This window comes from Novosphingobium sp. PhB165 (assembly GCF_004341845.1).
GTDB lineage: Bacteria > Pseudomonadota > Alphaproteobacteria > Sphingomonadales > Sphingomonadaceae > Novosphingobium.
On sequence record NZ_SLVB01000005.1, the window covers coordinates 459,972 to 483,738 of the forward strand.

At 65.3% G+C, this 23,767-nt stretch carries 24 protein-coding genes and 1 tRNA gene; 18 read left to right on the forward strand and 7 right to left on the reverse strand.

The annotated features are described in order from the left end of the window. Positions 1-153 precede the first annotated feature (153 nt). The 8 genes from EDF56_RS16590 to EDF56_RS16625 all read left to right on the forward strand — a co-directional run bounded on the left by EDF56_RS16590 (position 154) and on the right by EDF56_RS16625 (position 7,031). On the forward strand, positions 154-894 hold the full coding sequence (locus EDF56_RS16590) for a Bax inhibitor-1/YccA family protein (protein WP_132389376.1): 741 nt from the start codon (positions 154-156) through the stop codon (positions 892-894). 108 nt (positions 895-1,002) lie between these two features. Further along, the gene (locus tag EDF56_RS16595) at positions 1,003-1,770 is read left to right on the forward strand and encodes a hypothetical protein (RefSeq protein WP_132389378.1); all 768 of its coding nucleotides are present in this window, start codon (positions 1,003-1,005) and stop codon (positions 1,768-1,770) included. Positions 1,771-2,000: 230 nt separating this feature from the next. Further along, positions 2,001-2,076, forward strand: a tRNA-Ala gene (locus tag EDF56_RS16600). Positions 2,077-2,221: 145 nt separating this feature from the next. Next, positions 2,222-3,277 carry a GTPase ObgE gene (obgE, locus tag EDF56_RS16605; protein ID WP_132389380.1) on the forward strand — a complete coding sequence of 352 codons (1,056 nt, stop codon included), beginning with the start codon at positions 2,222-2,224 and terminating at the stop codon, positions 3,275-3,277. Next, positions 3,262-3,822, forward strand: a complete 561-nt coding sequence (locus EDF56_RS16610) for an AAA family ATPase (protein WP_243652646.1) — start codon at positions 3,262-3,264, stop codon at positions 3,820-3,822. The genes obgE and EDF56_RS16610 overlap by 16 nt, the downstream gene beginning before the upstream one ends. A gap of 42 nt (positions 3,823-3,864) precedes the next feature. After that, positions 3,865-4,809 (forward strand): DMT family transporter, encoded by a 945-nt coding sequence (locus EDF56_RS16615; RefSeq protein ID WP_243652647.1) that lies wholly within the window; start codon positions 3,865-3,867, stop codon positions 4,807-4,809. Between the two features lie 114 nt (positions 4,810-4,923). Then, positions 4,924-6,072, forward strand: coding sequence for a glutamate 5-kinase (proB, locus tag EDF56_RS16620; RefSeq protein ID WP_132389382.1), 1,149 nt, complete (start codon positions 4,924-4,926; stop codon positions 6,070-6,072). Next, entirely contained in the window at positions 6,069-7,031 is a 963-nt protein-coding gene (locus EDF56_RS16625) for an NAD(P)H-binding protein (protein WP_243652648.1), read from the forward strand. The genes proB and EDF56_RS16625 overlap by 4 nt, the downstream gene beginning before the upstream one ends. 6 nt (positions 7,032-7,037) lie before the next feature. Here EDF56_RS16625 and fahA read toward each other — a convergent pair whose 3' ends face one another. Together fahA and EDF56_RS16635 are read right to left on the reverse strand one after the other, a co-directional pair. Beyond that, on the reverse strand, positions 7,038-8,354 hold the full coding sequence (gene fahA, locus EDF56_RS16630; RefSeq protein WP_132389384.1) for a fumarylacetoacetase: 1,317 nt from the start codon (positions 8,352-8,354) through the stop codon (positions 7,038-7,040). A 71-nt stretch (positions 8,355-8,425) separates the two neighbouring features. Beyond that, on the reverse strand, positions 8,426-9,163 hold the full coding sequence (locus EDF56_RS16635; protein WP_243652649.1) for an energy transducer TonB: 738 nt from the start codon (positions 9,161-9,163) through the stop codon (positions 8,426-8,428). Between the two features lie 147 nt (positions 9,164-9,310). Between EDF56_RS16635 and EDF56_RS16640 the strand changes: the two genes are divergently transcribed. From EDF56_RS16640 to EDF56_RS16655, 4 genes are all read left to right on the forward strand, one after another. Beyond that, positions 9,311-9,580 carry a GlsB/YeaQ/YmgE family stress response membrane protein gene (locus tag EDF56_RS16640; protein WP_132389386.1) on the forward strand — a complete coding sequence of 90 codons (270 nt, stop codon included), beginning with the start codon at positions 9,311-9,313 and terminating at the stop codon, positions 9,578-9,580. A gap of 71 nt (positions 9,581-9,651) precedes the next feature. Beyond that, entirely contained in the window at positions 9,652-9,957 is a 306-nt protein-coding gene (locus tag EDF56_RS16645; RefSeq protein ID WP_132389622.1) for a hypothetical protein, read from the forward strand. 291 nt (positions 9,958-10,248) lie between these two features. Continuing rightward, positions 10,249-10,851 carry a superoxide dismutase gene (locus tag EDF56_RS16650; RefSeq protein ID WP_132389388.1) on the forward strand — a complete coding sequence of 201 codons (603 nt, stop codon included), beginning with the start codon at positions 10,249-10,251 and terminating at the stop codon, positions 10,849-10,851. A gap of 123 nt (positions 10,852-10,974) precedes the next feature. Continuing rightward, entirely contained in the window at positions 10,975-11,841 is an 867-nt protein-coding gene (locus EDF56_RS16655; RefSeq protein ID WP_132389390.1) for an NAD(P)-dependent oxidoreductase, read from the forward strand. A gap of 406 nt (positions 11,842-12,247) precedes the next feature. Here the strand turns inward: EDF56_RS16655 and EDF56_RS16660 are convergent, their stop codons facing one another. Continuing rightward, positions 12,248-12,793: a sigma-70 family RNA polymerase sigma factor gene (locus EDF56_RS16660; RefSeq protein ID WP_132389392.1), complete on the reverse strand. Its 546-nt coding sequence runs from the start codon at positions 12,791-12,793 to the stop codon at positions 12,248-12,250. Further along, on the reverse strand, positions 12,786-12,995 hold the full coding sequence (locus tag EDF56_RS25975) for a NepR family anti-sigma factor (protein WP_243652662.1): 210 nt from the start codon (positions 12,993-12,995) through the stop codon (positions 12,786-12,788). Before EDF56_RS25975 ends, EDF56_RS16660 begins: the two co-directional genes overlap by 8 nt. A 393-nt stretch (positions 12,996-13,388) precedes the next feature. Between EDF56_RS25975 and EDF56_RS16665 the strand changes: the two genes are divergently transcribed. Both EDF56_RS16665 and EDF56_RS16670 read left to right on the forward strand, forming a co-directional pair. Next, the gene (locus tag EDF56_RS16665; protein WP_132389394.1) at positions 13,389-15,050 is read left to right on the forward strand and encodes a CHASE domain-containing protein; all 1,662 of its coding nucleotides are present in this window, start codon (positions 13,389-13,391) and stop codon (positions 15,048-15,050) included. Between the two features lie 372 nt (positions 15,051-15,422). Further along, a complete protein-coding gene (locus tag EDF56_RS16670; RefSeq protein WP_132389396.1) occupies positions 15,423-15,794 on the forward strand; it encodes a PilZ domain-containing protein in 372 nt (123 codons plus the stop codon). 87 nt (positions 15,795-15,881) lie between these two features. Here EDF56_RS16670 and EDF56_RS16675 read toward each other — a convergent pair whose 3' ends face one another. Then, positions 15,882-16,676 (reverse strand): response regulator, encoded by a 795-nt coding sequence (locus tag EDF56_RS16675; RefSeq protein ID WP_132389398.1) that lies wholly within the window; start codon positions 16,674-16,676, stop codon positions 15,882-15,884. 547 nt (positions 16,677-17,223) lie between these two features. On the opposite strand from EDF56_RS16675, the gene EDF56_RS16680 reads away from it, so the two are divergent. From EDF56_RS16680 to EDF56_RS16690, 3 genes are all read left to right on the forward strand, one after another. Next, entirely contained in the window at positions 17,224-17,841 is a 618-nt protein-coding gene (locus tag EDF56_RS16680; protein WP_165912228.1) for a sigma-70 family RNA polymerase sigma factor, read from the forward strand. A 16-nt stretch (positions 17,842-17,857) separates the two neighbouring features. Then, entirely contained in the window at positions 17,858-18,310 is a 453-nt protein-coding gene (locus EDF56_RS16685; RefSeq protein WP_243652650.1) for a response regulator, read from the forward strand. 81 nt (positions 18,311-18,391) lie between these two features. Beyond that, a complete protein-coding gene (locus EDF56_RS16690) occupies positions 18,392-18,913 on the forward strand; it encodes a DUF2501 domain-containing protein (RefSeq protein WP_165912222.1) in 522 nt (173 codons plus the stop codon). Between the two features lie 37 nt (positions 18,914-18,950). Here EDF56_RS16690 and EDF56_RS16695 read toward each other — a convergent pair whose 3' ends face one another. Further along, positions 18,951-19,415: a pyridoxamine 5'-phosphate oxidase family protein gene (locus EDF56_RS16695; RefSeq protein ID WP_132389404.1), complete on the reverse strand. Its 465-nt coding sequence runs from the start codon at positions 19,413-19,415 to the stop codon at positions 18,951-18,953. A gap of 316 nt (positions 19,416-19,731) precedes the next feature. On the opposite strand from EDF56_RS16695, the gene EDF56_RS16700 reads away from it, so the two are divergent. Then, on the forward strand, positions 19,732-20,730 hold the full coding sequence (locus EDF56_RS16700; protein WP_132389406.1) for a DNA topoisomerase IB: 999 nt from the start codon (positions 19,732-19,734) through the stop codon (positions 20,728-20,730). 409 nt (positions 20,731-21,139) lie between these two features. Here the strand turns inward: EDF56_RS16700 and EDF56_RS16705 are convergent, their stop codons facing one another. Further along, positions 21,140-23,698, reverse strand: a complete 2,559-nt coding sequence (locus EDF56_RS16705; RefSeq protein WP_132389408.1) for an HWE histidine kinase domain-containing protein — start codon at positions 23,696-23,698, stop codon at positions 21,140-21,142. Positions 23,699-23,767: the final 69 nt, after the last annotated feature.

Sequence of the window (23,767 nt, forward strand, 5' to 3'; positions counted from 1 at the left end):
CCTGACCGGATTTTCGAGGCGGCGTCGGCGTCTGTTTACACTTTGACACATAGTGGGACAGCCGGTTTTCCTTGAAATGAAGGCGGGCGGAGGCGATATTCGCCTTGTCCGGGTTTCCGCGTTTGGCGGAGTACCCGTCTAAGGGAGTGTGACATGGCGAATTGGAACGACCCCCAGCCCCGTACGGGCTTCGGTGCGTCTCCGAGCCTTGACGGCAGGACAGGCGGCAAGGTCGCGTATGATACCGGCCTGCGTCGCTACATGCTGTCGATCTATAACTACATGGCCTCGGGCGTGTTGCTCTCGGGCATCGTGGCTCTCGGCTTTGCAAGTTCCGGCTATGCCGAGCAGATGATGTTCTCGCCGCTGAAGTGGCTGGTCATGCTGGCGCCCATGGGCTTCGTGATGGCGATGAGCTTCGGCGCCCAGCGCATGCAGACTTCGACGTTGCAGATGCTCTACTGGGGCTTCTGTCTGGTCATGGGCCTGTCGATGTCCACCATCTTCATGGTCTTCACGGCAACCTCGATCGCAACGACGTTCTTCGCGACGGCGGCGGCTTTCGCAGGCCTCAGCCTGGTGGGTTATACCACGAAGAAGGACCTGTCGGGCTTCGGCACGTTCCTGATCATGGGCCTGTTCGGCATCCTGATCGCGATGCTGATCGGCATCTTCGTGCATTCGACCGCGCTGCAGCTTGGCATCTCGATCCTCGGCGTGCTGATTTTCGCCGGCCTCACGGCCTACGATACGCAGATGCTGAAGAACCAGTACTACAGCCTGCGCGGCACCGAGTTCGTCGGCAAGGCGGTGGTGATGGGCGCGCTGCGCCTCTATCTGGACTTCATCAACATGTTCCAGTTCCTGCTGAGCTTCCTGGGCGACCGCAGGTAATCCACCGTTTTCTGCATATGGCTGTTGTCATGCCCGGTTCGATTCGTCGCACCGGGCATTTTCTTTAGCGGCGCGGCACGGTAGTTAATAAAGATCGAGGACATTGGAGTGAACGGGGTGGTAAACCTGAGCAAACGCGGCCTGGCATGGGGCCTTTCGCTGACGGCAGGTTCTCTGGCCGTCGCATTGTCGGGCTGTGGGCCGCAAAAGGTGGCCGTTGCGCCGCCGCCGCCGCCGCAGGCCGTCGTGATTCCGCCGCGGCCGATGCCGCCGGCAGGCGCACAGAACAACATGCCGATCCCGGCGCTTGCCGCGAACGGCATGCGCGCGACGGTCAATTCGGGCATCTCGCCCGCGCAGGCGCTGTGGAACCTGCGTTCGGCCTACAACGTGGCGGCGCTCAACTGCATGGGGCCTGATCACGGGCCGATCCTGGCGGGATACAAGGATTTCCTGATTCGCCATGCCAAGTCGCTGACGGCGACGAACAAGGCGCTCGATAAGGAATACGTGACCCGTTACGGCGCGAAAATGGGCGCCAAGACGCGCGAGACTTATCAGACGCAGGTCTACAACTTCTTCGCGCTGCCGCCGGTCGTGCCGGCGCTTTGCAACACCATGATCGGTCTTGCTGCCGAGCTTCAGACGGTTCCGGCGAACCAGCTGGACAGCGTTGCGGCGGCTGACCTTGCCAAGGCGGAGGCTCCGTACATGGAGTTCTTCAACAGCTACGATCAGTATCGCGCCGATCTGGCTGCATGGGAATCCCGTTACGGCGCGGGTTCGGCCGCTCCGCAGCTGGCGGCACCGGTGCCGACCACTCCGGTGGCGTCGGTTCCGGCCAACAAGTCGCAGCAGCAGGCGTTTGCCCAGTAATCTGTCGGCAATCTGGCGGCGCGATAGTGCCGTGATAATGCGAGCCGCCAGCCCCGTGTAATGCGGGCTGGCGGCTTGTTCGTTTCCGGTGGTGCAGGGAGGGCGGTCTTGCAAGCCGTTCTGGCGGCGCGAAAATTCCCGGCCTGCGATTTTTGCTCTTTCAACGCGCGGATCTCTTCGCTAAGGGGGCGCTCCCGGTGCGCTGCGTCGCTTCGGGGCAGAACTGGAACGGGGCCGTAGCTCAGCTGGGAGAGCGCGTCGTTCGCAATGACGAGGTCAGGGGTTCGATCCCCCTCGGCTCCACCAGTTCGCTCAAATCTGATCTGAGCCGGATGAACCGGTTCTACCCCGGCCCGAGGCGCGGATGCGCGACAAGGTCGGGTTTTTTGTTTATCTGGCGTTGAGGCGTTCGATCGCCCATGGCCGTCTTTGAACCCGCTGGACCGTACCCATGCACTTTCTTGACCAGGCGAAAATCTACATCCGTTCAGGCGGCGGTGGCCCCGGCGCGGTCTCGTTCCGTCGCGAAAAGTACGTGGAATACGGCGGCCCCGACGGCGGCAATGGCGGCAAGGGCGCCGACATCATCTTTGAGGCCGTCGCCGGCCTCAACACGCTGATCGACTTCCGCTACACCCAGCACTTCAAGGCCCCGCGCGGCGGCCATGGCATGGGCAAGAACCGCAATGGCGCGGCGGGCAAGGACCTTGTCATCAAGGTGCCGGTGGGCACGCAGATCGTCGACGACGAGGATCGCGAGACCGTTCTGGCCGACCTGACCGAAGCGGGCCAGCGCGTGACGCTGCTCGAAGGCGGCATGGGCGGGCGCGGCAATGCCAGCTACAAGACTTCCACCAACCGCGCCCCGCGCCAGCACCAGCCCGGCATCCCGGCGCAGGAGCAATGGGTCTGGCTGCGGTTGAAGCTGCTGGCTGACGTTGGCCTTGTCGGCATGCCGAACGCGGGCAAGTCCACTTTCATCAACAAGCTCTCGAACGCGAAGGCCAAGGTGGGCGACTATGCCTTCACCACGCTGCGTCCGCAGCTGGGCGTCGTCATGCACAAGAACCGCGAGTTCGTGCTGGCCGACATCCCGGGCCTGATCGCCGGCGCTGCCGATGGTGCGGGCATCGGCGACCGCTTCCTGGGCCATATCGAGCGCTGCCGCGTGCTCGTCCACCTGATCGACATCTCGAACACCGACCCGGTCGAGGCGATGCGCATCGTCGAGGAAGAGCTTGAGGCCTATGGCGGCGAGCTTGAGGACAAGCCGCGCCTTGTCGCGCTCAACAAGATCGACCTCGTCGACGATGCGCTGGCGGAGGAATACGCCAAGGAACTGCTCAAGGCCGGTGCCGACGAGGTGTTCCCGATCTCCGGCGCTACCGGCAAGGGCATGTCGAAGCTGCTCGACGCGGTGATCGACTACCTTCCCGCCGCAACCGTCACCGAACGCCCCGACGGCGAGCGCGAAGAGGCTGACGACAAGCCGTGGTCGCCGATCTGACATGCAAGAGCGCGGCCGTTTCGCTTGACGATCTGGGGCCGCGCATCTGCATCATGGGGCCGTCGGGCAGTGGCAAGTCCACGCTGGCGGCGGCCATAGAAGCCTCGCGGGGGCTTCCGGCGATCCATCTCGATCAGTTGCACCATAAACCGCAGACCGACTGGGTTCCGCGGCCTTACGCAGAATTCACGGCCTTGCACGACGCCGCGATTACGGGTGAGCGCTGGGTGATCGAAGGCAATTATTCCCGCTGCCTGCCGCAACGCCTTGCGCGTGCCACGGGGATGATCCTGCTCGAAACGTCCACTCTGACAAGCCTCTGGCGTTATGTTCGCCGTTGCTGGTTCGAGCATGACCGCATCGGCGGGCTGGCAGGGGGCAGGGACAGCCTGAAATGGCAGATGCTTCATCACATCGCCGTGGTCACGCCGCGCAATCGCAGGCGCTACCGCGAACTGCTGGCCGATATTGCGCTGCCGATGGCGGTTCTGGCCAAACCAGGCGATCTGAATCGTTTCTACAGATCCGAGCGCCTGACGAACTGATGGTGCTTTCTCGCGGACCGGGGAGCCATTAAGGCACCCGCCATGATGGATTCGAATGTGAACCAGCGCAGGCCCGTGGACGGGCGCGCGGCTCTGATGATGGTTGGCCTCTGCGCGATCTGGGGCATGCAGCAGACGGCGCTCAAGGCGGCCGGGCCGGACATGGCGCCGGTGCTGCAAATCTCGCTGCGTTCCGGCCTTGCTGCGGTGGTGATCGCGGCGCTCGTTTTCGTGCGTGGCGAGGGCCATGCACTGCGCGGGGGTACCTGGAAACCGGGGCTCGCCATCGGCGTACTCTTCGCGCTCGAATACTTGTTTATGGGGGAGGGGCTGCGGTTCACCAGCGCCTCGCACATGGGGATCTTCCTTTACACCGCGCCGATCTTCACGGCGCTGGGGCTCCATTTCCGTTTGCCCGAGGAGCGGCTGAGCCCGTTGCAATGGCTGGGGATCGTCACGGCCTTTGCCGGTGTCGCGGTCTCGTTCCTGGGCGGCGCCCACGGCGGACCCGGACATGATTCGGCGTGGATAGGCGACCTCATGGGCATCGGCGCCGGTGCGTCGTGGGGCGCGACGACGCTGACGCTGCGCTTCTCCCGCCTTTCCCACGCGCCGAGTACGGTCACCACGCTCTACCAGTTGCTGGGCGCCTTCGTGCTGCTCGGCCTGCTGGCGCTGGCGACCGGGCAGACGCAAGTGACCGTCACGCCGCTGCTGGGCCTCAGTTTTGCATTCCAGACCATCGGCGTTTCGCTGGTGAGCCTGCTCGTCTGGTTCGGGATGCTGCGGGTCTATCTGGCCTCCCGCCTTGGCGTCCTGTCGTTCATGACGCCTCTGTTCGGCGTCGCGTTCGGCGTGGCGCTGCTGGGCGAGCGACTCGAACCGGCCTTCATCGCCGGAGCGCTGATGGTCATCGCCGGTATCCTGCTGGTCAGCGGACACGAGATGTTCCGCGCCCGGCAGGCACGTCGTGCCGCACTGAACTGATCCCGTCGCAGCCACGCGCCACCTTCCGGCGTTGCGGCAGTGGGACAGGGCGCCGATTGTTTCGCAAGCGGGCGCTTTTCAGCGCGCGGCATTTCACCTAGAGGCTGGCGGCACATGTCCATCGCCCGTCTTCCTGACCTTTTCGATCCGAAGCTCTGCCCCCGCCTTGTCGTCAAGGTGGGCTCGGCATTGCTTGTCGGCGGCGAGGGTGTTCGCCGCGCATGGCTGACCGCGCTGGTCGCCGAAATCGCCGAGGCGCGTGCGCGCGGGCAGCAGGTGATCGTCGTCTCCTCGGGCGCAATCGCGCTGGGTGCGGCCACGCTGGGATTGGACAAGGGTGGGCGCGGCTCGCTGGCCGATGCGCAGGCGAGCGCGGCGGTCGGCCAGATCGCACTATCGGGCCTCTGGGCCGAATTGCTGGGCGCGCATGGCCTCACGGCCGCGCAGATGCTGCTGACGCTGGAAGACCTTGAGGAGCGCCGCCGCTATCTCAATGTCACCGCCACGCTCGGCCGCCTGCTGGATGCGGGCGCGGTGCCGGTGATCAACGAGAACGATTCGGTGGCGACCGAAGAGATCCGCTTTGGCGACAACGACCGTCTTGCCGCCCGCGTGGCGCAGGCCGCGCAGGCAAGCGCAGTGCTGCTGCTCTCCGATATCGACGGCCTCTACGACCGTCACCCGAAGGAACCGGGCGCGGCGATGATCCCGGTAGTCGAGGGCGTCACCGCCGAGGTGCGCGCCATGGCCAGCGCCGAATCGAATTCGGGCATGGGTTCGGGCGGCATGATCTCCAAGCTTCAGGCGGCCGAAATCGCCGAACTGGCCGGGATCGCCATGGTGATCGGCAATGGCCAATACGAAAGCCCGATCCGCCGCATTGCAGGCGACGGGATCGGCACGCTGTTCATGCCGCGCGGCAAGTCCGGCGCGCGCAAGGCATGGCTGGGCGGACGACTGCGGCTGACCGGCACGATCCGCGTCGACGACGGCGCTGCCGCTGCCTTGCTGCGCGGCTCCAGCCTGCTCGCCAAGGGCGTTACCGGCGTGGACGGCACTTTCGAGCGCGGCGACGCGGTCGCGGTGGCGGACATGGCGGGCCACGTCATCGCCCATGGGCTTTCCGAATATGCCGCCGGCGAATGCGCGGCGATCCAGGGCCTGCATTCCAGCGATCAGGCCGCCGTGCTCGGCTACGCGCCGCGCTCCTCGGTCGTCCACCGCGACCAGATGGTGCTGAAGGCGCGACCGGAAAAGGCATGAGCCGTGCAAAGACCATGAACCAGAGCGACCGTCCCGTCATCGCGCTAACCGGCGCCACCGGCTTCGTTGGCCAGTCCGTGCTCGAAGAGGCGGTGCGGGCGGGCTATCACGTGCGCGCGCTGACCCGGCGCGAGCAGCCGGCGAATCCCTTGCTCGATCCCCATGTCACCTGGGTGCGCGGGGAACTGCGCGATACCGCGTCGCTCTCCCTGCTCACGCGCGGGGCCGAGGCGGTGGTGCATGTGGCGGGCGTGGTCAACGCCCCCGATGCCGCCGGGTTCGAGGCGGGGAACGTCACCGGCACGCTCAACCTGATCGAGACGGCAGTGATCAAGGGCATCGCCCGGTTCATCCATGTCTCCTCGCTTTCGGCGCGCGAGCCGCAGCTTTCGGCCTATGGCGCGTCCAAGGCGCGGGCGGAGAAGCTGGTCATGGCCAGCCCGCTCGAATGGACCATCGTGCGTCCTCCCGCGATCTACGGTCCGCGCGACAAGGAAATGTTCGAGCTGTTCCGCTCTGCCCGCTGGGGCGTGGTTCCGGTGCCGAAGCAAGGGCGCGCCTCGATGATCCATGTCGAGGATCTCGCGCGGTTGCTGGTGGCGCTGGTTCCCGGCGGCGAGCCGGTGACGGGGCGCATCTTCGAACCCGACGACGGCCGGACCGAAGGCTGGTCTCACGAAGAGATGGCGCGGGCGATCGGCTTCGCGGTCGGCAAGCGCGTGCGCGTGCTGGGCCTTTCGCCCCGGGCGCTGATGATGGCGGCGAAGGGGGACAATTTCCTGCGCGGCGCCAATGCCAAGATGACGCAAGACCGCGCCGCCTATTTCAGCCACCCGGACTGGGTGGTGGGCGCCGCCGGACGCGTTCCGCCCGCAATCTGGGAGCCGCGCATAGCTACCACCGACGGCCTGCGCGCGACCGCCGAGTGGTATCGCGCGCAGGGGTGGCTCAAGGAATAGCGCGCGCTATCCCTGCACCGTGCCCGTGCAGCCGCCGAAGCCGATCGACACTGCGCCGTCGGTCACGAAGCGGCCTGCAAGGGCCAGTTCGTCGCCGTCCTCAAGGAACGTGCGCGTCTCGCCGGTGGGCAACGTGATCGGCTGACGGCCCGAGCGGGTGATCTCCATCAGGCTGCCCTGCGTGCCGTCGTCGGGGCCCGAGATGGTGCCGGTGCCCAGCAGGTCTCCGGTGTTCATCTCGCAGCCGTTGGAGGCATGGTGGGCGACCATCTGCGCGACCGTCCAATACATGTTCGCGGCCGGACCATGGCTGAGCCGCACCGGCGCGATGCCCGCCGCGCGCATCTTCGCGGTGGAGAGGAAGACTTCCAGCTCCAGCGACAGCGCGCCGCCAGCCTGATCAGCCTCGTCCCACAGATAGGGCAGGGGCCGGGGATCGCCCTCCGGACGCGGTGGCTGGGCGATCCGGAATGGCGCCAGCGCTTCCATCGTCACCAGCCAGGGCGAGACCGTGGTGAGGAAGTTCTTGGAGAGGAACGGGCCGAGCGGCTGATATTCCCAGGCCTGTACGTCGCGGGCCGACCAGTCGTTGAGCAGGGTCAGCCCGGCAACATGGTCCAGCGCCTCGCCGATGGGGATCGGCTGGCCCAGCGCGTTGCCGGTGCCCATCCACACGCCCAGTTCCAGCTCGTAATCGAGCCGCTTGATCGGGCCGAAAGAGGGCGCCTCGGCATCGGGCGCCTTGGTCTGGCCCTGCGGGCGGATCACCGGCGCGCCGCTGGGACGCACGGTGGAAGCGCGGCCGTGGTAGCCGATGGGGACGTGCTTGTAGTTGGGCAGCAGCGGATTGTCCGGTCGGAACAGCGTGCCGATATTGGTGGCATGGTGGATGCCCACGTAGAAGTCGGTGTAGTCCCCGATCCGTGCGGGCAAGTGGAGCGTGGCTTCGGCCATCGGCACCAGCAGCGGCTCGACTTCGGAGCGGCCGGCACCGGCTTGCTCGGCCCCGCCTTCGGTCAGCAGTGCCGAGACCCGGCGGCGCAGCGCGGCGCGCGGGCCCGCGCCCAGTGCCAGCAAGGGATTGAGACTGTCGGCCGAGGCCGCGCGGGCGGCGTCGAGCGCGGCACCTTCGACCAGGCCCGAGCCCGCGAGCGCCGCAAGGTCGAGGATCATGTCGCCGATGGCGATACCGCCACGCGGCCGCTCATCCCCGCGCGAAAACACCCCGAGCGGCAGGTTCTGGATCGGAAAGTCCCGGTGCCCATTGGCGCTTTCGACCCAGGAGCGCAGCGTGGGCGCGTGGGTTGCGTCGATCGTCGGCATGGGTGCTCCTCTCAAAATTCGGTTCTTGGGCGGCTTCCTAGCGCCCCTGCGGCGCAAGGTCACGGGGGCCCTCACTCGGTACCTGCGGAATTATCCCAGCCATGAGTCTCGGTCATGACGAAAGGCACGGCTTGTCCCGAAGCATCGCGTGCCGGGCGAAAACGGAAGCGGCGGGTGATGTGGTCGCAGGTGGCGGCGTCAAGATCGGGCCGTCCGCTGGAGGTGAGCACCGTGCAGCCGCTGACCAGTCCGTCGGTGCCGATGCGGTAGCGCACCGTGAGTTCGCCGCCCGCGCGGGCCTTGCGCAAATCTTCGGGCAAGTCGGAATAGAGCATTCGGCCGGCAGTCTGGCGCGGCAGCGTGGCGACGCCGGAATTGAGATTTCCGCCGCTCCCGCCATTTCCGCCGCCGCCCGTTCCGTTGCCATTTCCGCCCGCGCCGGTTCCTGAACCCGCATCGCCCGTGCCGGTGCCTGCCATCGATACCGGGAGGGGAGAGGCCAGCACCAGCGGCGGCAGCGGAATGGCGAGCGGCGGCGCCTTGCGCCCCTCGGAGGCAGGTGCGCGGTTGGCCGCATCATGCTTCGGGCGGGGCATAGGAGGAGGCGGCGGCGGCGGGGGAGGCGGCACCACTTCGCGCGCTGGCAGAATCGCCACCAGCGCAAGGCGCGGGCCCGGAGGCGGCTGCCGCAGATCGAGCCCCAGCACCAGCGCCGCGAACCCTGTCGCGACGACAATTGCCGAGGCCAGTGCCGCCAATGCACTCCGTGAATGGTCGTCCCGAATGATGTCCCATCGCTTCATGCTCATGGGAACAAGTTGCAGGAGCAATTGGTTTCGCCCGATTCGCCATGCGGCCAAGTCGGTTGGAATACGACGAAATGTTGCTGCGGCGCAGGAACTCGCATCGTAGCGGCCCGTTATGTTGGTACTTCGACCCATTACGGAGATCTGACAATGACACTTCTTCTTATCCTCGTGGTCGGTGGCGTCATCGGCTGGCTCGCTTCGATCCTGATGCGCACCGATGCGCAGCAGGGGATTTTCCTCAACATCGTCGTCGGCGTCGTCGGTGCGCTGATCGCGGGCTTCCTCGTGACGCCGCTGATCGGCGGGGCGCCGATCACCAGCGGTAACTTCGATATTCTGTCGCTGTTCGCCTCGTTCCTGGGCGCGGTGATCTTGCTGGCGATCGTCAACCTGTTCCGCCGCGGCTCGATCCGCTGAGCATGACGGCGACCGGGGGGCTCCAAGCCCCCCGGAGCAGACACCAGAAAATGGGAAAGGATGCCAAGACCATGACCTCGATCACCATCATCCGCTCGGGCTCGCGCCTCGGCCTTGCCGCCGCAGTCGCCGCCGCCTCGCTGGGCCTTGCCGCGTGCAACAGCCATGCCGACGATGCCACGGAGAAGCAGGCCGATGCAGTCGAGCAGGCCTCGGACAACGCTGCCGATGCCATGCACGATCAGGCCGACCAGATGACCGGCGCTGCTGCCGACGCCATGGACCAGAAGGCCGAAGCGGTCGAACATGAGGGCAAGGCCACGGCCGCCGCGCTCGACCAGAAGGCCGACGAGCAGGCTGCGCAGAACCCGCACTGACATCCGGCCCCTGCCGGACATTCAGTTTCGGGGACGGCAGCGTGAGGGATGGCGGCATGTCTGCCGTCCCTTGCGCGTTCTTAATGTTGGCAATGAAGGCCTTGTCTTCGAAATGTCGACAAAATGTGCTTCACTGCCGGGGCTTGACCAATCCGGGCTTGAAGTGTCTGGCAATAAGACAGACATAGCCCACCGACCTTCTCGATGCGTTGCCGCCGGTCCCCGGAACGCGCGGTACGTCCAGGCGCTTCGAAGTCCACGTTCTTGATAACCCGAAACAGGAAGACAGCCATGACCATTGCCCTGATGCCGCTGCCCTACGCGCAGGATGCGCTCGAACCGCACATCTCGGCCAAGACGCTTGAGATCCACCACGGCGCACACCACAAGACGTACGTGGACAAGCTGAACGCCGCGATCGAAGGCACGCCGAACGCCGACAAGTCGGTGGAAGAAATCACCAAGTCGGCATCGGGCCCGATGTTCAACAACGCCGCGCAGATCTGGAATCACGGTTTCTACTGGCACTCGATGAGCCCCAGCAAGACCGCGCCGAGCGAAGCGCTGGCCGCTGCCATCACCAAGGATTTCGGTTCGGTCGACGCGCTGCTTGAAGCGCTCTCGAACGAAGCGGTCAACCACTTCGCTTCGGGCTGGGCCTGGCTCGTGGTCGAAGGTGGCGCGCTCAAGGTCATCTCGACCCACGACGCCGGCTGCCCGATCACCACCGCTGCGGTGCCGCTGCTCACCATCGACGTGTGGGAGCATGCCTACTACATCGACCAGATGAACAAGCGCCCGGCCTATGTGAAGGCCGTGCTTGAGAACCTGATCAACTGGGACTTCGCCAGCGAGAACTTCGCCCGCGGCACGGCCTGGACCTACCCGGCGTAAGCCGACCGGCCTGACGGCAGGTTTTACGGGGGCCGGATCGCCTTGAGGGCGGTCCGGCCCTTCGCACGCCAGTCCGGCACATAATTCCCGAACACTTACTCCCCCCGAACAAGGACTTTTCAAATGGACATCGGATTCATCGGTCTCGGCGCGATGGGCAGCGCGATGGCACACAACCTGGCGAAGGCCGGGCACCGCGTGCGTGCGTGGAACCGCTCGGGCGGCGCGGTCGAGGGTGTGGAAATGGTCGCCACTCCGGCCGAGGCTTTCGCGGGCGATGTGGTGCTGACCATGCTCTCGGAAGACGGCGCGATCCGCGACGTACTGCTGGACAGCGGCGTGCTGGACAGTGCGCCGAAGAGTGTCACGCATCTCGTCTGCTCCACGATTTCGGTCGCCTTCGCCCGCGAACTGGTGGAACGGCACGAGGCGGCGGGCGTGGGCTATCTTTCGGCCCCGGTGCTCGGACGCCCCGATGTGGCGGCGGCAGGCCAGCTCAACGTGATTCTGGGCGGACCTTCGGCATACCGCGCGGCGCTCGATCCGGTCTTCGCGGCGATTGCCGGCAAAGTCTGGGACATGGGCGAGGATGCTGCGCGCGCGAATGCCGCCAAGATCGCCTGCAACATGATGATCACCATGGCCATCGAGGGCATGGCTGAGGCGGTCGTCCTGACCGAGGGCCTCGGCATCCCGCGTGAGGACTTCTTCGAACTTATGCTGGGCACGCTGTTCGGCTGCCGCATCTACCAGAACTATTCGGGCGCCATTGCCGAGAGCGTCTACGAGCCGGGCTTCAAGGCGGTTCTGGGCCTCAAGGACTTGAGGCTGGCGAAGGAACTGGCGGCCGAGACGGCGACGGGCACGCAAGGCCAGTTGCCGATGCTCGACGCGGTCTACGCGCGCATGGGCGAGACTGTCGATGCCGGCTACGCCGCGCGCGACTGGGCGGCGATGGCCGAACATACGATCTCGACTGCAAAGGGCTGACGGCCCGTCTCGCGAAAAGCGGCCTGTCGGATGCCCGGCAGGTCGCGTTTCACATCGCCGGAACAGACATTTGCGGCGAAGCCGCCGTCTCCGGCAACATTACCCCAGCCGCAAGGTCCCCGAAGCGCGGGAGGCTGCCCCGAAGAGCAACATCTTTGCGCCTTTGCGCGAATCTTACTTTTCTCCCCCTCCGCGTGTCCGCGCCTCCGCGCGAACCGTTTTCTGGGACGGCATCGCGCGCTAAATGGATTCACGCGGAGGCGCGGAGACGCGGAGAAGAAAAGAAAGAAATCGCGCAAAGGCGCAAAGGCGCCAAGAGGATGTGGGCGCCGCGAAGGCGCGTGTGCCGGAGACGTCGTTTCTGCCGTCGAGTTGCCGAAGTGGAGATGGCCTGCGGCGCAGGCTTTCAGCCGTGAGGGTTCGGCTTGGGGACCACAAGGTCCGGATCGCCCTCCAGCAGCCGGTTCAGATCCGCACGGGCGCGGGCGACGCGGCTTTTCATCGTGCCGATCGGGCAGCCGGCGATATCGGCGGCTTCCTCGTAGCTGAAGCCCGAGGCACCCACCAGCAGCACCGCCTCGCGCCGCTCGGGCGCCAGCTTCTGCAAGGCGTTTTCCATGTCGCCGAGGTGAAGCGGGCTTTCCTGATCCGCTTCCATCACCAGCATGCGCTCCACCGTGCTCTCGTCGAGATCGGTCTGGCGGCGGCTCTTGCGCAGTTCGGACAAGTAATGGTTGCGCAGGATCGCGAAAGTCCATGCCCGCATGTTGGTGCCGGGCGTGTAGCGCTCGCGCGCGGTCCAGGCCTTGATGAGGGCCTCCTGCACAAGATCGTCGGCAAAGTCGGGCCGACCCGAAAGACCGCGGGCGAAGGCGCGCAAGTGCGGCAGCACGCCGAGCAATTCCTCGCGGAAGGCCTCTTCGGCGGGGTGGGGGCGGACGCGATCAGTCATCGTCGCTTCCGTCGAGCTTCTTGAGGAGGTCCCTGAAGCTGTCCGGAAGCGGTTCGTCGACCACGGAGTTGTACAGCTTCCTCAACCCCGTGGCCCAGCCCGGCTCGCCTTCGGCGGGCGCATGGGTTCGGGCTTCCGGAGGCATGCCGGAAGGATCCCGCCCGGGGTGTTCCGGCTCGCCTTGTGCTGGAGGCTGATTCAATGCGAACTCCCTTTCGAGCTGCTCACTTGCGGGCTGACCGGGACGCGGTCAAGGCCGGCGCGGCGCCAGCCGCGCATTACAAATCGGTCACGTGGGCTAACCATCGTTGGACCGTCGATCGGGCTCGTCCGCCGAGCCCCATTCGGGCCCTCCGCTGTTTGCGTCGGGCCCGAATGGGAGTTCGCTTTCGGATGCCCGGGCGTCTTGGTGGGGTCGTGATAGGCAAGCATCGTTTTCATTGGAACAATCCGGCTCGCTCATGGTTCCCTCGCATGCGATGACCTGCCACATGTGCCCCGCCCCGCGCCTTTCCGGCTCGCCCTTTTTCCGAATTGTCCTTAGTCACCGGGATGCCTATCGCGGAGCCGAACGTGAACTTGCGGGAATTACCGGGTGATTGATCAGGCTCTGCTCGACAGGGTCCAGAAGCAGGCTTGGTTCCACAAGTATCCGCGCGGCTGGCCATTCCTGCTTTTCGTGATCGCCTCGATCACGACGGCGGTGTCGGTCATGGCCATCGAACGCGCCGACCGGCAGACCCGCCGGGTCGAGCTGGACCGCAACCTGACCGAGATCGCCTCGGCGCTGGAACGCCGCGTTACCGAGAACATCGCGCTGCTGCGGGCCGGCGGGGCGCTCTTCGCCAGCCAGGAGGACGTCAGCGAGGACCAGTTCCGCGCTTTCGCCGAAGACTTGCAGGGCAAGGGCGATCTCTACGGCTCGCTGGGAATGGGCTGGGCCCCGCTGATCGGTGTGGACCACCTCTCCGAAGTGGAAGTGGCGATTCAGGAAAGCCGCGATCCCGAATGGCTGGTCCATCCCCGGCCCGATGTCGGGCAGGAGTATGTGACCCCGATCGTCTACATCGAACCGCAGGACCCGGAGAGCCGCCAGGTTCTGGCCTACGACATGTTCTCGGACCCGGTGCGGCGCGCGGCGATGGAGCGGGCGATGAAGCTCGGCAAGCCGGTGGCTTCGGGCAAAGTGCATCTGGTGCAGGATGCCGACAATCCGGACGCGGCGGGCTTTCTCATCTACATGCCGGTGATCGTCGGCAGCGGCGAGCACCGGCAGGTCAAGGGCTTCGTCTACAGTCCATTCCGCGCGGAGACTTTCCTCACGTCCGCCGCCGAACTCTACCGTAACGACCAGATCGACGTCGCCGTCTACGATGGCTCGGTCGCGCCCGAAAACCTGCTGGCCGAACGGCAGAGCGACGGGGTCACCGGCCCGACGATGGAGCGGCAGATCGACGTGGGCAGCCACACCTGGGTCGTGGTCATCAGCGACCGCAAGGTCGGGCTGCTCTCCACCGCCTCACGCATCACGCTGTTCTTCGGCGCGCTGACCTCGCTGATGGTCATGGCTATCGGGCGCTTCATCACCCGCCGCGCGGCCGAGGATCGGCGCGTGCTGGAATGGCTTCAGGGGCAGGCGGCGATCCGCAATTCACTGACGCGCGAGCTGAATCACCGCGTGAAGAATACGCTCGCCAACGTGCTCTCGATCGCCGCGCTGACCCGCCGCCGCGCCACCGATATCGAGGACTTCACCGACAGCCTCACTGCCCGTATCCGCGCGCTTTCGGCGACGCATGACTTGCTCTCGCAGTCGGACTGGCGCCATGCGGCGCTGGGCGATGTCGTGCGATCGGAACTGGCGCCTTACATGGAGGGCAGCGAGGGGCATGTCGAAATGTCCGGGCCCGATATCAAGCTGGCGCCGAACGATGCGATGTCGCTGGGGCTGGCGATCCACGAACTGGCCACTAATGCCGCCAAGTACGGCGCGTTGACGCGGGCGGAGGGCCGTATCCACGTGCACTGGTCCATCCTTTCGTCTGAACTGGCGGAAGTCCATTGGCGCGAGGAGGGCGGTCCGCCGGTCGCCGAGCCTGCCAAGCGCGGCTTCGGGCGGGACCTGATCGAGAAGATCGTGGCGCATGAGCTGAAGGCGGAAGTCCAGCTCCAGTTCCTGCCCGAGGGCGTGGAGTGCCGGCTCAAGGTGCCGGTGCGTTTCAATCGCGAGTTCGCGCTGCGGAGTGAGCGTCGTTAGGGCGCTGGCGAACCGGCAAACTGCAATCCACCGTACAACCCGTCATCTCTAAACCCGTCATCCCCGCGAAGGCGGGGATCCCGCTTCTGCCGTGCAGGGCGAGAGGTCGCCAAGAAAGCGGGGCCCCCGCCTTCGCGGGGGCGACGGAGTGGGGTCTGATAGCCCATCTCGATATTGAGGGATTAGTCGGACCCTGAGGTCGCATATTCAGTGCCGAATTCGTTCACCCTTCGGCGCGACGGAGAAGGTTCGGAACGCCTGTTCACGCAATTGCGCGGAGTTTCACGGGGCTCGTTCTTTCGGATTATTTCACTCTTATTTAAGTGAACGGAATGTAACCCGGCTCTGAAAGTGCATTTCAGGGGGTAAGTCATGGATTCGCGTGCCTGGGATCGGCATATCGTGGAAAAGAAGGTCGAGTGCCGCATAGGCGAGCAATCCGGCAGCGTTTTCCTCTACAACCTCTCGGTTGGCGGTGGCATGCTGGATGTCGCGCAGCTGCCGGTCGCGGTAGGCGACGTGGTTGAAGTGTCTCTCGGCGGTATCCAGAGGGCGAACGGGCTGGTCGTCTGGGCACACGACGGCTGCGCGGGCGTGCGTTTCGATACGCCGCTCCACGAAGCCATCGTTCGCCATCTCGGCTTCAATCCGCCCGAAATCGATTTTGAGGCGCAAGCCCCGCGTGACCGGTTTGGGCGCGTGCTGCCCCCGATCGACGCGGGCGAGCGCCCGGTTCTTTACTGAACCCCGGATTTTCACTGGGCCCCGGATTTTCACTGGGCCCCGGATTTTCACTGGGCAGCGCCTTCCGGCCGCTGCCCAGTAAGCGGCTCAAGCGATCGATCGGCCCGGGGCGAAGAACAGCGCCTGGCTGATCGCCGCGCGCACGGTGGCTTCCTGGAACGGCTTGGTCACCAGATAAGTCGGTTCGGGCCGCTCGCCGGTCAGCAGGCGTTCCGGATAGGCGGTGATGAAGATCACCGGCACGTCGCCGAAGCGCAGCAGGTCTTCCACCGCCTCGATGCCCGAGCTGCCGTCGGCCAGCTGGATATCGGCCAGCACCAGCCCGGCGGGGCTGCGTGCGAAAATCTCCACCGCCTGCGCATGCGTGGCCGCCGTGCCGACGACAGTGTGGCCCAGTTCGGTCACCAGTCCTTCAAGCTGCATCGAGATCAGCGGCTCATCCTCGATGATGAGCACCTCGGTCGTGCTTTCGCTCTCAATCTCGATCACCGCCTGCATGACCAGCGCGTCGACATCCGTCGGGGAGACGCCCAGGATCCGGGCCGTATCCTCGCGCGAGAATTCCTCGACAGTGGTGAGCAGCAACGCCTGGCGATGCGTGGGGGCCACTTTGGCCAGCCGCGTCTGCGCGGCCTGTTCGGCGCCGTCCACGTCCAGCATCGGCGCGGGTTCGTCCACGTGGCCGGTCGCCCAGATGCGGGTGAAACCGGCGTAGAGCGCCGCGCGGCTGCGGGCGATCTCGTCGCGCAGGGTGTTGTCGGCCAGCGCGGCTTCCAGCGTGGCGCGGACATAGGCGTCGCCCGAATGCTGCGATCCGGTCAGCGCGCGGGCATAGCGACGCAGGTAAGGCAGCTGGGCTGCAATCTGGTCAGAGACGGACATCGATATTCCTCGGCTCCTGGGAAATTGCTTCCCGTTGTCTTCATCCGGTGAACCCGGCCTTTTCCCGCCCCGATCCATCTTCCCCCTACCTGTCTCCAGTGTCTGGCGATGGCGACGGGGCAGGGCAACCTCAAAATTTTTTCCCGTGGGTCGACTTTGCCGGGAACCGACACAGTCCTTGCACGTTCCTCCGGCATCACCACTGGCTCCCCCACCCCCCCGCAAACCGGTGGTGACCCGATCCGAAGGCCTCCGTTCACCGCAAGAAGTGAACGGAGGCCTCAATCGTTCTGGGGGCCCAAGGTTCCCACCCTCTGTGCAATTTTTCGCGTATCCCGATTCGCCGGCATTGCGCCCGCCCGAGTGGTCCATGCGATGGATCGGGACGGGGCCGGATGGTTTCCGGGAACTTTCCGCGAGTTGGCGGCGTTTTCTCGTCACTGATCCCAAGCGGGCGACGGACATGGAGGGTTTCGCAATGGCTGTAACAACCGAAGCAGGGGCCGAAGCAAGTGCCGAAGCAGCGACGCACGGAGCGGCTGTGGCCATGACCGGAGTCGTGGCCCGGCTCGACGACCGCGAATTCAAGAATGCCCTTGCCCATGTGGCACCGCATCTGCGCGCCTTTGCGCGCGGCCTGTGCGGCTGCCGCGACCGGGCGGACGATCTGGCGCAGGAAACGATGCTGCGCGCCTGGGCGGCGCGGGACCGTTATGCGGCCGGCACCAATTTCAAGGCGTGGACCTTCACGATCCTGCGCAACCACTTCTACAGCGAAGCGCGCCGCGCCCGTTTCCATGGCGATTATGACGAGGTTGCCGCCGAGCGTATCCTCTGCGCCGAAGCGAGCCAGGAAAGCAGTGTCGAACTGACCGACGTGCTTCGTGCGCTGACCACCATTCCCGAAACCTATCGCGAGGCGCTGATTCTGGTGGCCGCCGGCAATCTTTCCTACGAGGAGATCGCCCGGATCTGCGGGATTGCGCTGGGCACAGTGAAGAGCCGGATCTGCCGCGCTCGCGCCATGCTGGCAAAAGTTCTCGAATCCGGCCAGCTCCCGGACTTCCGCCACAATTTCGTTCTGACCGGAGATGCCATCGACGCATTCTTCGAAGAGCTGGTCAGGATCGCCAACGCCGACGAGAAAGCCGAACTCGCCGCATGACAAGGATTACCGTGTCTTGGGCCAGATCTTAACAGGGGGGGCTTCGCTGGAAGCCGCTGGGGGAGCAAAGGTCCTCATTGTCGAGGACGAGTTCCTGGTCGCGCTCCAACTGGAGGACATTCTGTCCGACGGTGGGCACGCGGTGCTGGGAAGTTTCCCCGATGCGGCATCCGTGGCGATGCTCGGAGAGGCGCCCGACGTGGCGCTGGTCGACCTCAACTTGCGGGACGGGCTCACCGGCCCTGCCATCGCGCGCGAGATTGCGATCAAGTTCGGATCGCGGGTGATCTACGTCACCGCCAATCCCGGCCAGATCGACTTGCCCGCGACGACGGCGGTAGGAGTGGTCCAGAAGCCGTTCTCGCGCGAGGCGATCCTTTCGGCGGTGGCCTATGCGCTCGCGGGGTGTCCCCCGGTCGGGCGGCCGCGTGAACTGGAACACCTGAACACGGCCCGAAACGCGGCCTGAAAAGGGATACCGGCACTGCGCGAGCAGCGGGGTGGCGGCATAGTGTGGGGGCATTTCACTTCCGTTTTTGGGAGGCAGCCCATGACTCTTTTCTTCACCAAGCCTTTTCGGGTTTCCCGCAAGCTGATGCTGGTGCCCGCATCCGTTATCGCACTGGCGGCAGCCAACGCAGGTGCCCAGATCCCGGGCGTTCCTTCGATGCCGAGTACATCCTCGATGCCAAGTACACCGTCGCTGCCTGGCACGCCCTCGCTGCCCGGCACGCCATCTTTGCCGAGCACGCCCTCTCTTCCCGGCACACCTTCGTTGCCCGGCGCCTCTTCGGCACTTCCCGATCTCTCGACGATGGGCGGCAGCAACGCGGCCGGCGTGCTCAGCTACTGCGCGAAGAACCAATTGGTCGACTCGGTCGAGGGTAATTCCGTCGTTTCCAAGCTGACCCAGAAGCCAGACGTGTCACAGCAAGACAGCGGATACACGTCCGGGACGTCAGGGACGATACAGTCCGGCAGCGGTTCCAGCTTCTCGCTCGATCAGGCACCGCCGTCGGTTCGCAAGAAGGTCTGCGGCATGGTTCTCAAGCAATCGCGCTCGATGCTCTGAAGAACTGCCCGGGTTAATCTGAAAGCGCGTTTGCGCTTCAAATTAACCCGGTTTCGTGCTCGCCAATGCGGGCCGGGTCGATCGAGCCGCCGGTGGCAAGACGGAACACGCCCTTCAGGCTGGTGTCCACCGTCCAGACTTCGGCATCGTCGACCTCGAAGCGCAGCATGACTACGGCGGGATCGTCGCGCCCGCCGGGGAACCAGCTTTCGACAGCCTTGTTCCAGTGCGCGTTGCGCACGGCGGGGTCGGTTTCCTCGATCAGGGTCCCGGCGGCGCAGGCGAAGACTTCATGGTCGAGCGTCGCGACTTGCGCCATCGCTCGGCCGCCCTTGCCGATGCGGTTGTCCTTTCGACAAACGAACCAGACGGCGTGATGGGCTTCTTTGTCCAGGATTGCCGTCATGGGCTCGGCATGGCCGTGCGAATTATCCAGCTTTATCATGGTGATCGGGCTGACGGCGAAGGCTTTCCAGAACGTCTCGCGCACATTGGAATCCATGACGATCCTCCTCTCATTTGCACAAAGTCAAACGCTGTGATGGCTACGGACGTTCCCGGATTGCCTCCCGTACGGCAAGAATACAGGAAAAGGGCGTTTGCGTGGAAGACGCGCTCGCAACATGAGTATCTGGGTAAGATACGGATATTATGGCGGCGGCGAGGTTGAATTACGCCGATCCATTCTTTTTCTATTCTCGGGTGTTGCCCGGCACTTCATGGTCATCCGTTCGCGGGGCGTTGCCGCATTCCGGACAACCTCGCGGCCACTGGTGCGTTTGCACAGGACAAGCCGTTCAAAGCAGGACCATTGCCCGATGCCGCGCCTGACTTTCGCCGATCCCGATGCCCCCGGCATCACCCGCAGCCGCACGCGCGCTGGGAAGTGGGCCTATTACGGCGCGGACGGCACGCGCATCATCGAGCGCGACGAGATCGACCGGCTCAACCGCATTGCCCTGCCGCCCGCCTATGTGGACTGCTGGTTCTCGCCCGAGGCCGAAGTTCACCTGCTGGCCACCGGCTTCGATGCGCGCGGGCGCAAGCAGTACCGTTATCACCCCGAGTGGCGCGCGGGCCGCGATGCGCGCAAGTTCGATCGTTGCGCTCCTTTCGGTCAGGCCCTGCCGATCCTGCGCGAGCGGGTGGCGCGGGATCTGGCGGGCGCCGGGCTGTGCCGGGAGCGGGCGGTGGCCTCGATTGTCGCGCTGCTCGATGCGGAAGCGATCCGGATCGGCAACGAACGCTACGCCGCCACCAACAAGAGCTTCGGTGCGACCACACTGCGCATGCGCCATGCAAAGCTTCAGGGGCGCAAGTTGCGCCTGCGTTTTCGCGGCAAGCATGGAAAACTGCGCGAAGTGGTGAGCGCCGACCGTGCACTGGTTTCGTGTGTGCGGCGGATGCAGGACCTGCCGGGGCAGCACTTGTTCCAGTATCTCGATGACGAGGGCTGCGCGGTTCCGGTGGGTTCGCAAGACGTCAACGATTACCTCCACGAAACCATGGGCGAGGACTTTTCGGCCAAGGACTTTCGTACATTCGCTGCCAGCACCATCGCGTTTGCGCGGCTCTGGGAGGAGCCGGGTACGAGCCTGAAAACGATGCTGGAGGAAGTGGCGGAGCGGCTGGGCAACACGCCCGCCATCGCGCGCAAGTCCTATGTCCACCCAGCGCTGATCGCGTTCGTGCGCAAGGCTGACCCGATGCCGGAACTGCCCGCCCGGCTGCCGCGCCGCACGCAGTGGCTCACGCGCGAGGAGCGGGGGCTAATCGCTTTTCTGGAAGCGGCGCCGCCGGCGGCGAGTTGGGGGTAAACGGCATCGCCTCGTCCCGCGCCATCGCCCAATTCCCCGTCATCGCTTCGTTCCACGTCATCCTGAACTTGTTTCAGGATCCATTTCACGGCCTATCCCGGACGGCTGCGTGAATGGCGCGGCGGTGCGAGTTGCCGATAGAAGCACGGCGCAGGTGGCAAAATGGATCCTGAAACAAGTTCAGGATGACGGGGTTGGGGACGAGGTCTCGATTGACCAAATTCTGGCGATTGAGCGCACCGCAAGGGCAACCGGCGCTTCTCAATTGACCTCCTCTCCAAGCCCCGCTCAGGCTTAGCTTGTCGAAGCCCCCCGAGACGGGGCGCGAGGCTCCCCATCCTTCGACAGGCTCAGGATGAGCGTGTGCGGGAGGAGGGGAGGGGGCAGTAGGGCATCAGATCACGCCCCATCACCTCTTCGCAAGCTGCGCCAGCGCCGCCTTCACATCGCGCAGGCCATAAGGCTTGGTCACGATAGGAACGTTGCGGAAAACCTCCGCGAGCATCGAGCGTTCACCGTAACCGCTGGCGAAGATGAACGGAATGCCGCGCTCCGTCAGCGCGTGGGCGACGTCCTCGCTGGTGTCCTTGCCCAGATTGACGTCGAGCATCGCAAAGGCAATCTCTCCGGAATGGACCATGTCCAGCGCATCGGCGACGGCGCCGGCAACGCGGCAATCCTCGAAGCCCAGATCGCGCAGCACGTCCTCCGCTTCCATAGCGATGATGACATTGTCCTCCACCACCAGGGCTGCGCCGATGCTGGCGGCGGAGAGCCCGCTTTCCTGTGCCGGATCGGAGCGCGGTTCGGCAAGCGGCACCGCCGGCGTCTCGAAGGCCGCGATATGCTCGGCCGGCAGCAGGAACCGGGCGTGCAATCCCTGCACGGGGAAGTCGACCGAGGCCGTTCCCCCCAATTCGTGCGGGATGGTGCGTTCGATGATCGTCGATCCGAAGCCCCGCCGGGTCGGCGGGCAGACTGGCGGGCCATCACTTTCGCGCCAGTCGACCTCCAGCGCTCCGTCGGCAACGCGGGCCAGCGCTACTGTCACGCAGCCGTGCGTGTCGGACAGAGCGCCATACTTGACCGAATTGGTCGTCAGCTCGTGGAACACCAGCGCCAGCGTGGTGAATGCGCCGGGCGCGATCAGCGCGTCGGGGCCGAGGATGCGCACACGGTCGGCGCTGTGTCCGGCATAGGCGGCCGCCTCGGTCCGGATCAGAGTGTAGAGCGAAGAGGGCGTCCAGTCCTTCTGCGTGACCTGATCGTGCGCGCGGGCGAGCGCGTGGATGCGGCTGCCGACAATCTCCGCGAACTCGTCGATGGTGCGTGCGCCTTCCTTGCTCTGCGTCACCAGCGCGCGGATCAGGTTGAGGATATTGCGCACGCGGTGGTTGAGTTCCGCGATCAACATGTCCTGCTGGCGGTTCGCCTGCTCGCGTTCGGCATGGGCGGAATCGGCCAGCCGCAGCACCACTTCGAGCAAAGTGACTCGAAGCGAATCCGCCGCCTGGATCTCGTCCTCGCTCCAGGAGTGGGACTGGCCCCGACGCTCTTCCTTCCAGATCTCGAAGCTCTTGCGCGGGGTGAGGCGCGGGCCGTTGGGGCCGAGTTCAATGGTCTTTTCCGGATTACCGGCCCAGTTCACCTCGCGCAGCTGCTCGCGGCGGAACAGCACGATGTAATCGCGCGGCGTGCGGCTGACGGGAAGGGCGAGCAGGCCCGCCGCCTTGTCCGCCCATTCGCCCGCGGGCTCGAAAATGCGGGCGATGGCGTCGGTCGACCAGACCGTGCTGGCGCCCGCGGTGTTGAGGAAGCGCGCAAGTTCGGCGAACTGCGCCTCGTCTGGAGTCGCGCCGCGGCTGACGAAGCGCCCGTCGACCCAGCCGACCGCGCCGTCGAAGGGGATGACGCGACCGATCGCCTCGCCGAAGTCCTCGAAAGCTTCCAGCAGCGAGCCGCCCCCGGCGACGCGGGCCATGATCTCGTCATGCAGCCGCGTCGAGGCGGAGCGGCGGGCGAGCGCGAAATCGGTTTCCTTCTGCTCCAGCAGATAAGCGAAGAATTCGCCGAACAGCTCGCTGGCGGTCCGCGCCGAGTAGGACAGCGTGAGCGGGGAATAGTGGTGGCAGGCCATCAGCCCCCAGAGCTTGCCCCGACGCATGATCGAAACCGACATCGATGCCTTCACGCCCATGTTGCGCAAGTATTCGACATGGATCGGCGAAACCGCGCGCAGGCCCGACATCGAAAGGTCCAGCGGATCGCCGCTGGGCCCGGTCGCCGGGTAGATCGGCACGGTGGGATCGTCGATGTCGGAAATGATGCGCAGCAGGTTGCGCGCATAGAGCCGGCGCGCCTGTGCGGGAATGTCGGATGCGGGGAAGTGCATGCCCCGGAAGCTGTCCACCATGCCGTTCAGGCTTTCGGCGATCACTTCGCCGGCGCCGTCGGCCTCGAAGCGGTAGATCATCACGCGGTCGAACCCGGTGAGCGCGCGCATGTGCCGGGCGGCATTGGCGCAGAGCTGATCGAGCGACGGAGCCTCGCGCAGCCGCTCGATCATCGGCCGGACATAGCTGACGAAATCGCGCCGCCGCCCACTCTCGCGCGGTTCGATTTCAAGCACATAGGAACGGCCGGAGATATGCAGCGCCATGTCGAACAGGCGGCCATCGCCCATCAGATCGATTTCGAAGATGCGCTCCACGCTCGATCCGCCGCCCAGGATCTGAAGCCGCGAGCGTACATCGTGCAGCGCGTCGGGCGAGAGGAACTGCGCGGCCGGCAGGCCGATCAGCGCATGCGGATCGAGGCCGAACAACGCTTCACAATTGAGCGAGGCGTGGTTGATGATCCAGTCGCTTGAAAACGAGACGAGCCAGCCGAAGCTCTGGATGCGGCCGATTACGTGGATCGGCTCCAGATCGCATGTGTTGAGATCGACCGTCGGCGCGCCGTCAGCCATCGTTACCGATACCTCCGGCTGTATCCGGGGCGGCGGTATTCAGGGCGGCGGTACTCCGGGTGGTCTTGT